This window comes from Microcoleus sp. B4-C1, from assembly GCF_036705285.1.
In the GTDB taxonomy this organism is placed as follows: Bacteria; Cyanobacteriota; Cyanobacteriia; order Cyanobacteriales; family Microcoleaceae; genus Microcoleus.
Map to the genome: position 1 here is coordinate 1 of NZ_JAUBUC010000143.1, position 10,324 is coordinate 10,324.

Annotated in this window: 7 protein-coding genes; 3 read left to right on the forward strand and 4 right to left on the reverse strand. The window is 44.7% G+C overall.

From position 1 onward, the window contains the following. Positions 1-146 precede the first annotated feature (146 nt). The gene (locus QUB26_RS30275; protein WP_333242859.1) at positions 147-1,628 is read right to left on the reverse strand and encodes an ankyrin repeat domain-containing protein; all 1,482 of its coding nucleotides are present in this window, start codon (positions 1,626-1,628) and stop codon (positions 147-149) included. A gap of 96 nt (positions 1,629-1,724) precedes the next feature. Here QUB26_RS30275 and QUB26_RS30280 point away from each other — a divergent pair, with 96 nt between their 5' ends. Beyond that, the gene (locus QUB26_RS30280; protein ID WP_333242862.1) at positions 1,725-2,195 is read left to right on the forward strand and encodes a DUF4079 domain-containing protein; all 471 of its coding nucleotides are present in this window, start codon (positions 1,725-1,727) and stop codon (positions 2,193-2,195) included. Between the two features lie 280 nt (positions 2,196-2,475). Here the strand turns inward: QUB26_RS30280 and QUB26_RS32145 are convergent, their stop codons facing one another. Continuing rightward, on the reverse strand, positions 2,476-2,718 hold the full coding sequence (locus QUB26_RS32145) for a transposase (protein ID WP_445299655.1): 243 nt from the start codon (positions 2,716-2,718) through the stop codon (positions 2,476-2,478). Between the two features lie 798 nt (positions 2,719-3,516). Between QUB26_RS32145 and QUB26_RS30285 the strand changes: the two genes are divergently transcribed. After that, entirely contained in the window at positions 3,517-4,767 is a 1,251-nt protein-coding gene (locus QUB26_RS30285; RefSeq protein WP_333242865.1) for a transposase, read from the forward strand. A 166-nt stretch (positions 4,768-4,933) separates the two neighbouring features. Here the strand turns inward: QUB26_RS30285 and gltD are convergent, their stop codons facing one another. Beyond that, positions 4,934-6,418: a glutamate synthase small subunit gene (gltD, locus tag QUB26_RS30290; RefSeq protein ID WP_333054045.1), complete on the reverse strand. Its 1,485-nt coding sequence runs from the start codon at positions 6,416-6,418 to the stop codon at positions 4,934-4,936. A gap of 520 nt (positions 6,419-6,938) precedes the next feature. Here gltD and QUB26_RS30295 point away from each other — a divergent pair. Beyond that, on the forward strand, positions 6,939-7,970 hold the full coding sequence (locus QUB26_RS30295) for a sulfate ABC transporter ATP-binding protein (protein WP_333242868.1): 1,032 nt from the start codon (positions 6,939-6,941) through the stop codon (positions 7,968-7,970). A 693-nt stretch (positions 7,971-8,663) separates the two neighbouring features. On the opposite strand, the gene QUB26_RS30300 is transcribed toward QUB26_RS30295, so the two are convergent. Beyond that, positions 8,664-9,869, reverse strand: a complete 1,206-nt coding sequence (locus QUB26_RS30300; protein WP_333209458.1) for an EAL domain-containing response regulator — start codon at positions 9,867-9,869, stop codon at positions 8,664-8,666. Between the last annotated feature and the right edge of the window lie 455 nt (positions 9,870-10,324).

Genomic DNA, 10,324 nt, shown 5'->3' on the forward strand with positions numbered 1-10,324 from the left:
TAGAAAGTTTTACTCCCCCCCTTAATAAGGGGGGGTTGGGGGGGGTAGATATGTAGCGCTATTTTATGAATTTGGTAGGAGATTCTTCACTTCCCAAAGCCTACCCTCAGAATTACAGAATTACCTTACTCAAAACTATTTCATTCTTACTCCAGTGCTCCAGCACTTTTGAGCAATTTCACCACATTAGAATAACCCTTAAACTCAGCCAGCATTAAAGCTGTATAATTTCCCGGATTTTTGTGGTTTAGTTCTGAACCAGCATCAATTAAAATCTTTACTGCATCAGGATAACCCCGATGTGCGGCCCACATTAAAGCAGTTGCGCCCGAATCATCCAGCACGTTGACATCGGCACCTTTTTCGACTAATAATTGGACGATCGCCATATAACCGCGATCGCACGCCTTCATTAAAGCCGTTTTCCCCAAATCCGCCGGGACATTCGGATCAGCACCGCCCTCAAGCAAAGCCTTCACAGTCTCGGTATGTCCGTGAAAAGCAGCCAGCGTCAAAGCCGTCTCCCCAAAGTTTTTAGCATTCAGAAACTCATCCCGATTTGAGTTTACTTTTTGCAGCAAAGCCGATACGATCGCACTGTGGCCGTGAACAGCCGCCACCAGTAAAGGCGTATCGCCCAACCTATTTCTAGCACCGACACTAGCACCTCGGTTTAAGAGCAATTCCACCACATCTTCGCAGCCTTCAACCACCGCAAAATTCAAAGCAGTTTCATCATCTTTATCCTTAGCGTTGATATCCGCGCCAGCATCGAGTAAGATATGGGCGATCGGCGCATTTCCCCCAGCAGCAGCCGCCATCAAAGCCGTGCCCCCATCTCCATTTTTTACATTCGCATTAGCACCCGCACCAAGCAAAGTTTGCACCACATCAGTATTGCCAGAATCCGCAGCCAAAGTTAAAGCAGTTTCTCCGTTTTTGTCGGGAATTTCGACATCAGCACCAGCAGCCAACAGCGCCTCGACAACAGCCAAATTTCCCGCCGTCGCAGCCAGCATCAAAGCAGTTTTGCTCTCTAGATTTCTAACATTAGCATCCGCCCCACACTTGAGCAAAATTCGCACAATTTCAGCGCTACCTTGACGGACAGCTAAAAACAGCATAGAATTGTCAGCAACCGCACCCGCATCCACCAAAGCTTTGACAACAGCTTCGTGACCCGATAAAGCAGCTATTTTCAGAGCAGAATCTCCATCTTTATCTCGGACATTTACATCAGCATTAGCATCAAGTAACATCCGCACAACATTGATATCGCCCTTGAGAGAAGCCGCCATCAAAGCCGTACTTCCATCATCATTTTTAGCATTAACATCAGCACCCGCCGCCAGCAACAGTCGCACAGAGTCAGCCTGTTTGTGAGCCGCCGCCAGCATCAAAGCCGTCAGCCCAAAACGCCTGCTCACCTGGTTGACATTAGCGTCATTGTTTAGTAGAGTACGCACGATTTCTGTATAGCCCTTTTGGGCAGCAAACATCAAAGCCGTCGTCCCCTCAGAGTCTTTGGCGTTAGCGTTAACACCCTTAGCGAGTAAAGCTTGGACGTGAATAATGTTGCCAGTCTTGGCGGCTTGAATCAATACAGCGTCTTGTTTAGTGGCAGCCATAATAGTCTCTCATACCGTATATTTTTACCGTCGCACGAGACGGCCTGACTGGTATGCTAAGTTTTATGAAGTATGTTTGCTAATCCTCAGAACACTATGAATCTCGAAATTCCTCAGTCAGTGAAAGTTTGGAGCCAATTCTTCCACCCAGTTTTAATGTGGGTACTGCTGGCCATCTCATTTTATGCTTTGTATCTCGGCCTGCAAATCAGACGTACCAGAAGCGCCGAAGGCGAAGTCAAAAAAGAGTTAATTAAGGGCAAATTCAACATCAAGCATCACCAGATGGGTTCTTTGCTGCTAGCCTTGATGGTAACGGGTGCAGTGGGCGGAATGGCTGTCACCTACATCAACAACGGCAAACTATTTGTCGCCCCGCACTTAGTAGCAGGATTGGGAATGACGGCAATAATTGCCATTTCTGCCTCGCTGACACCTTTGATGCAAAAAGGCAATGATTTAGCGAGAAACACTCACATCTTTCTGAATGTTGTGCTCTTGGGGCTGTTTGGCTGGCAAGCGTTAACAGGCGTGGAAATCCTGCAAAGAATTATCAGCAAAATGTGATAATTTGAGTAAAATTGCTAATTGCTAATTGCTTTGGGGCGATTAGCGATTAGCAAGTAAATTATCTTATTTTAGTAGTTTAATAGCCCAAATTTTTTTGATATTTTAATAGATTAAAATTAAATTTATCGAAAATTTATAAAATTAATTAGGTAATTTTTTGAATCCACAATAAGAAAACACCTGCTATTAAACCTGATAAAACGCTTTGTCTACCCAACAAGAAGCACGGCTATTTCATTATAAATAATTCCGGTTCTTCTTTACTTGGTATGCCAAACTAATAATTAAAATACCAAGTAAGCAAACATCTATTTTTGTAGTTTTCAAAATTTATAAAGCGATATGCAGAAGGTTTTATTAACTTAAGCTTGTTGTTAATACCTTCAACAATACCACTTGTTGTCCTATTATCAAAGTAAGCAATTATCTCGTCAAACCAATTAGTAATAGTCTTAACAGTATCTGGAAAATATTGTTGAGTTCTTTCCTGGCAGATACCAATTCTAAACAATGCCCTCAACCAATTTGTTTTTTTTACTCAAATATTTCTCGGAAATTTTCTTGTAATTTATGCCTTTCTGCAAGATTGGGACACATATTTTTAACCTCAATTTATTTGACTGATTTAGCTATTGATTTAGCATACCAAGTAAGGAAGAACCGTTTTTCATTTCTGACTCAAGTGAATTAGAATCAGACATCGATTTAAAAGTAAATTAGAATAGTTAAAGAGAAAAATCAGTTGTAAGTTGATCTCTGTAGGAGTGAAGATTGTAATCTTAAAATTTTTTCCTTATAACTGATATCTTGCACCATTCTCAATTAGCCGTAGGGGCGGGTTCGCCAACAGCCTTAAAGCTTGCAAATAGGTTCTATAAACCCGCCCGACCCCACGAAAAATCCTCTTATTGATATTGCTGCAAGATGTCAGTTATAACCGATAACTCATCAACTTATTTATTTTTGATTCCTAAGATACAAGGGGCGGGTTTCACCAACAATATTTGCCTAAAATCCATAATTTCGTAAACCCGCCCCCACCCAACGGTAAATCGCAATCTACCTATTTCAAGGTACAAAGGGCGGGTTTACAACATTTTGGGTTTTTAAATCAAAATCTTGGCGAATCCGCCCCTACGGGCATAATACAGCGTATTCCAGGTTTATGAAGTACACCGCGCTCTCACCAAATAATTGGGTCTGAAGCCCCGTCCTTCGCTTGACGGCTTTGTTTCGTCTTTTTGCGTTCAGAATCGAAACATTTATTAATAGATTGTTCTGTTGTTTGCTGTACTCTAAATAACAGGAGGGTTTAGCAATGTTCGGCTGTCAGCAACATCTAATTCGAGCTAGTTCAGGTACTCAATCAATCTTAGAATATCTGTGTTCTGAATCAGCAAAGCTTACTAATTGCGGTATCTATTATGCTCGCCAGGTATACTTTAAAACTGGGAAAATCCCGAACCGTGCCAAGCTACATAAAGTCTTGGGAAATGAAAATAGAAACTTGCACTATCAAGCGTTCTATTCAGATACAGCTCAGCAAATTCTAACAGGGGTAGCAGAATCTTTTAAGTCTTTTATGGGCTTACTCAGAGGAGTTAAGGATGGAACGGTTACGCAGTGTCCTAAATTGCCGGGATACCGTAAAGGCGGAATGGCACTTGTGACATTTACAGGAAGATCCGTAAAACTTAAGAATGGGATGCTGCGATTTCCTCTGGGAAGCAAGGTTAAGGCGTGGTTTGGGTTAGATGCGTTTTTCCTACCAATGCCATCTAATCTGGATTTTAAGATTATTCGAGAATATCGCATACTTCCTCGAAATGGCTGTTTCTACTTGGAGTTAATTTACAAAACAGAGGATGTTCAAGCAAATGTAGACCAGGCTAAATGCTTGGCAATTGACCACGGAATAGACAACTGGCTAACCTGCGTGAGCAATGTAGGCACAAGTTTTATTGTTGACGGCAAGCATCTCAAGTCCCTCAACCAAGGATACAATAAACGGGTTGCTTTTCTTAGGGAGGGGAAATCTAACGGCTACTGGTCTAAACGGTTGGCAGGATTAACTGAAAAACGGAATCGCCAAATGCGAGACGCTGTTAACAAAGCAGCAAGGAAAGTAATTCAGCACTGTTTAGACAACAAAATTGGAACAGTTGTTTTTGGTTGGAATAAAGGACAAAAAGAGTCTACCAATATGGGAAGCAAAACTAATCAAAAGTTTGTACAAATCCCTACGGGCAGACTGAAAGACAGAATAGCTCAACTGTGCGAGCAATACGGTTTAAGGTTCGTTGAAACAGAAGAATCGTATTCTTCTAAAGCTTCGTTTGTTGACAAGGATTTGCTACCTAAATTTGGCGAAAAACCCGAAGGGTGGCTTCCTAGTGGTAAACGAGTTAAACGCGGTTTGTACCGAACGGCTCAAGGTTGGTTAATCAATGCAGATTGTAACGGTTGTGCGAACATTGCTAGAAAAGTAGCGATAATGCTTGGACTCGATCTAAGTGGAATCGGTAGAGGTGCTTTGGCATCGCCTTTAAGACTCCAATTGTTGTCTTAAGAATCCCCGTAGCTTCAGCTCGGGGAGTGTCAAGGGGTTTCTTTACAGTTCTCGCATCATTACTGATTCTGTTGCTCGAAACCCGGTCGATCGCGATCTACATCTACATGGAATAAGCTGTAAATTATGGGAAATTAAACAATCTCGATCGACCCACACCTACCAACTAAGGCAAATCAGTGCTCCCCATCAGATAAAGGTCGCACTCCCGGGCCACGCCCCGCCCTTCGTTAATCGCCCAAACCACCAAACTTTGTCCCCGGCGACAATCACCAGCCGCGAAAACTCCCGGAATGCTGGTTGTATATTTTTCGTGCTCGGCTTTCACGTTGCTGCGGGCGTCACGTTCCAATCCCAAGTCATCCAGCAAGGGCTGTTCCGGGCCGAGGAAGCCCATCGCTAGCAAAACAAGCTGTGCCGGCAACACTTTTTCGGTGCCGGGGATGTGGTTCGGAATAAACTGCCCTTTCTCGTTTTTCGCCCACTCCACCTCAACGGTGTGCACAGCTTTGACATTGCCGTTTTCGTCGCCCTCGAACTTTGTCGCCGTGGTGAGATAGCCGCGGGGGTCATCGCCGAATTTGGCTGCGGCTTCTTCTTGGCCGTAGTCGAGACGGTAGACTTTTGGCCATTCAGGCCAGGGATTGTTGGCCGCGCGTTCCGAGGGCGGTTTGGGCAGGATTTCTAGCTGTACGAGGCTTTTGCAGCCGTGGCGGATGGATGTGCCCACGCAGTCGGTGCCGGTGTCGCCACCGCCGATGATCACGATATCTTTGCCTTCGGCGGAGATGAAGTTGCCGTTGGTGCTCTTGTCTAAAACTGCTTTGGTGTTCGCAGTCAGGAAGTCCATTGCGAAGTGGATGCCTTTTAATTCCCGGCCGGGGATGCCCAAGTCGCGGGGTTTGGTGGCGCCGGTACAGAGCACAACGGAGTCGTATTCTTTTAGCAGTTGTTCTGCTGGCAAGTCTTTGCCGACTTCGGTGTTGCAGACGAATGTCACGCCTTCGTCTTCGAGGACTTTGAGGCGGCGCATCACGACTTGTTCTTTGTCTAGCTTCATGTTGGGGATGCCATACATTAGCAGGCCGCCTGGTCGATCGGCTCTTTCGTATACTGTTACCCAATGACCGGCTTTATTTAGTTGCGCGGCGGCGGACAAACCGGCGGGCCCGGAACCGATGACGGCGATTTTTTTGCCGGTGCGTTTGGCGGGTGGTTCGGCGGCAATCCAGCCTTCATCCCAGCCTTTATCGATAATCGAGGCTTCGATGTTTTTAATCGTGACTGGCGGGTTGTTGATGCCGAGCACGCAAGCGCCTTCGCAGGGGGCGGGACAGACGCGGCCGGTGAATTCAGGGAAGTTGTTGGTTTTGTGGAGTCTGTCAAGGGCTTCTTTCCACAGTCCGCGATATACTAGGTCGTTCCATTCGGGGATGAGGTTGTTAATCGGGCAACCGCTGGCCATGCCGCTGATAATTGTGCCCGTGTGGCAAAACGGAATACCGCAATCCATGCAGCGCGCGCCTTGGCTGCGGAGTTTGTCCTCATCCATCGGTAGGTGAAATTCGTCCCAGTTGTGGACTCTCTCGACTGGTGAGAGTTCGGAGGGCAGTTCGCGCAAGAATTCGATAAAGCCTGTTGGTTTTCCCATAGTGGTGTTCTGGTTAGAATTTACTATTCTGTCCGTTTCTCAAAGGTGAAGCTGGCGGGCTTCTGAATTAACTATTGTGATCTAAATTGTGTGCGATCGCACCTCAGATTGAGCAATTTGTACATGAAATCTTTAATATCGCCGGGAGTCGGGGAATTGTCGGCAGCGGTAAAATATAGATAGAGCGACGGCAAAGAAACCGGGTTTTTTACCGGGATTAAAGGTTTTAAAGGTTATGATGCAGTATTTTCGTCCATCAAACCCGGTTTCTACGTAATTTCAGCATGGCTTATTCTCCGACGATCGCCTTTACGGCTAAAGCCACATCTGAAAACCCTCGCGGGTTAACTCAGACGGCCCGCCAGCGTCAACTTCCAAGCGCCGTCCCCATCAGGATGGCTCGAAATACAATACAAAAAGTTACAGACCTTGCAAAATATTAATTTCAGGATATACTACTGTAAATCGGTCAGATATATGGAGTTAATACCATCAACTCCTAAAATAGGTACACAAAGTCATGAGCATTACAATTGAGAACGTATCGAAACACTTCGGCTCCTTCCACGCGATTGACAACGTGAGTTTGAAAATAAAAAACGGCTCTCTAGTCGCGCTTTTAGGGCCTTCCGGTTCGGGGAAATCGACTCTGCTAAGGATGATTGCCGGACTCGAACCGCCGGACACGGGTCATATTTACCTGATCGGCGAGGATGCTACCCACCAGTCGGTGCAGGAACGGAATATTGGTTTTGTGTTTCAGCACTATGCTTTGTTCAAACACATGACTATTCGGAAAAATATTGCTTTTGCGATGGAAATTCGCAAAGTTCCTAAAGACTCTATTCGCAGGCGGGTTGATGAACTTTTAGATTTAGTTCAGTTGAAAGGTTTGGGCGATCGCTATCCTTCGCAACTTTCCGGGGGTCAGCGGCAGCGGGTTGCTTTGGCGAGATCTCTAGCAGTTCAACCGAAAGTGCTGCTGCTAGACGAACCTTTTGGAGCATTAGATGCTAAAGTCCGCAAAGAATTGCGATCGTGGCTGCACAACCTTCACAAAGAAGTTAATATCACCACAGTTTTTGTGACTCACGACCAAGAAGAAGCTATGGAAGTAGCCGATGAAATTGTGGTGATGAACCAAGGTAGAGTCGAACAAGTTGGCACTCCTGCTGAAATTTACGACAAACCGGCAACAGCTTTTGTGATGACTTTTATTGGGCCTGTCAATGTGTTGCCGAATGCTGCGGGTTTGTTCGCGAGCAACGGTACAGCGGCTCAAAATAATGGAGCGGCTCATTGTGAATTAGTATTTTGGCGCCCCCATGACGTGGAAATTCAAACTAAGCCGGAGTCTGGTTTTGCATTAGCAAAAGTCAGCCGCATCATTCATGTAGGACGCGAAATTCAAACCCAGTTATTGTTAGAATCGGGTCAGGTAGTAACAGCTTACGTAAGTCGCGATCGCTTCGATTATCTACAGCTCAAGCAAGATCAGCAAGTTTACGTCAAGGCCAAACACGCGATGACTTTCCCTGCTTATTCAGCTTAAATCCGTGGCGGCATCTTACTCAAAATACTATCGAGTATCTCCTACAAAACACTGTTGCCACATCGTTACCAGGCTTGTGCCTGGTAACGATGTCTTGTGGCTCTAAATCGGAGGATCGGTTCTTCCTTTTGGAGGTAAAAAAATATCAACTCCGGCTTTAAGTTCTCCCCGTTAGTAATAATTTCTTCAGCCGTGTATTTAGCCATTACTCCTTTTAATACTTCTTCAACCGCCGGATATATAATGCGAGCAATGACTTATTTTTCATCATCTATTTGTTTAAAAATAGCTTGGTATTCTAATAGAATGTGCCTGTTTAGCGCTACAGATGTGAAAAAATATTGCAATTTTTTTGAAAAAGCTTCAGCGGAACTTTCCTGTTTTTGCACCCTGACGCTCAACTTTTTTACAGTATAAACTGTGGGGGTTATTACGTGATTTTCTTCTACGACTAAGTGTTATTGCACTTTACCAAACTGCATCAGCACGCCCCGTTCTCCGAGCTTGACAATGACAAGGAATTTGGACAAAATAGCTAAAAATACTATCGAGCTAGTTTAACAGCTATGTAAACCTCCTTATTTATTGTATTGCTTGATTTGATTTAGTCAACGTTACTGGTAGATTATAAAACCCTATTTTACCCCGACTATGGCACTTAATTATCTGCTCTATATTGACTTTATAGATATTTTATTTTCCGGTCATTAACAAGTATTCAAAATCCGCTGCAGCCAAAGGAGGACTAAACAAATATCCTTGCATTATATCGCACTTATAGCGCCAGAGAAAATCTTTTTCTGCTTCTGTTTCAACTCCTTCGGCAATTACCTCAAGACAGAGACTGTGCGCCATTTCAATAATAGCTTTCACAATCGCTGCATTTGTGCAACCATCGGTAATATTGCTGATAAAACATCGGTCTATTTTTAAAGTATCGAATGGGTATTGCGTCAGATAGCTTAAAGAAGAATACCCAGTGCCGAAATCGTCAAGAGATATACAAACTCCCAAATTTTTCAAATGTTGCAAAGTCGCGATCGCACTTTCGGCATCCTCTACCATCAAACTTTCTGTCAGCTCTAATTCTAAACTGCTCGCTTCCAAACCAGTTTCTGCTAAAATTTGGGCAACTCTGCTGCTGAGATCCGGTTGGTGAAATTGGCGCGGCGACAGATTCACCGCTACCCGCAGCCCCGAAAAACCAGCATTTTGCCAAACTTGCATTTGCTTGCAAGCTGTCTGCAAAACCCACTCACCTAACTCTACAATGAAGCCAGTTTCTTCGGCATGGGGAATAAATTCTGCGGGCGAAATCAGCCCTTTTTCTGGATGTACCCAGCGCACTAAAGCTTCTGCGCTCATAATTTTACCAGTCTGGACATTGACCTGCGGCTGATAGTAAACTTGGAATTCTTCTCGTTCCAGTGCGTTGCACAAACGAGTTTTGATCTGCTCTAGTTTGTCGGCAGTCTTTTGGATAAATTCGCTGCTTTGCGATCGCAAAGTATTGTACTGTTCAGCAACAGCTTCTTGTTTTTTCAAGCGGCTCGATATCGCGCCCACAAGTTCAGCTTTACTAAAAGGTTTAGTCAGGTAATCATCTGCCCCCAATTCCATACCTTGCCGCATTTCAGAGCGATCGGCTTTACCGGTGAGAAAAACAAAAGGTACTGTAGCAGTAACAGGATTAGAGCGCAAGGCCATCAGCACCCCATACCCGTCAAGTTCTGGCATCATCACGTCGCAAATAATCACGTCGGGAAGATTTGACACCGCCGCATATAAACCTTGCGATCCATTTTCTGCACCCGTCACGTCGAAACCTTCAGCTTTGAGGAGTTTGAGAATATTCTCCCGAATTACTTGCTCGTCCTCAATCACTAGAATCTTTTTCATACGTCATTCCCTGAAAGCGGTATAATTGATAGGCGTTACTGAACGCGATAAGCGTCCCAATAACTGAGAACGCACAGATCGATGGGCCCAACAGCCGAATATTTTCCGACACAAATAGCAAACACCTGAAAAACGCTAATTTTTCAAGCACAACTAGATTAATGTTTCTCTGCTTAGTCAGTGCCGTCCGTATTATTACGAGGTTAATTAATAATCTCTCAACTAATTCTAGGCGATCGATAGTTAGCAGCGCCTTAAATAACTGCTAAACTAATTGTGCCACCTGAACGATTGTCTGCAAACAATCTCAGCCTATTTATATCAGTTGCCAAAAACCATGCAACTGCAAGCAAGTTCCAAACCCTTGCGGAGTCAGTCTTGTTAGAGTCGATAGGGGCATTTCTACCCCTACCTCTCCTTCAGAACCGGACGTGAGACTTTCGCCTCATCCGGCT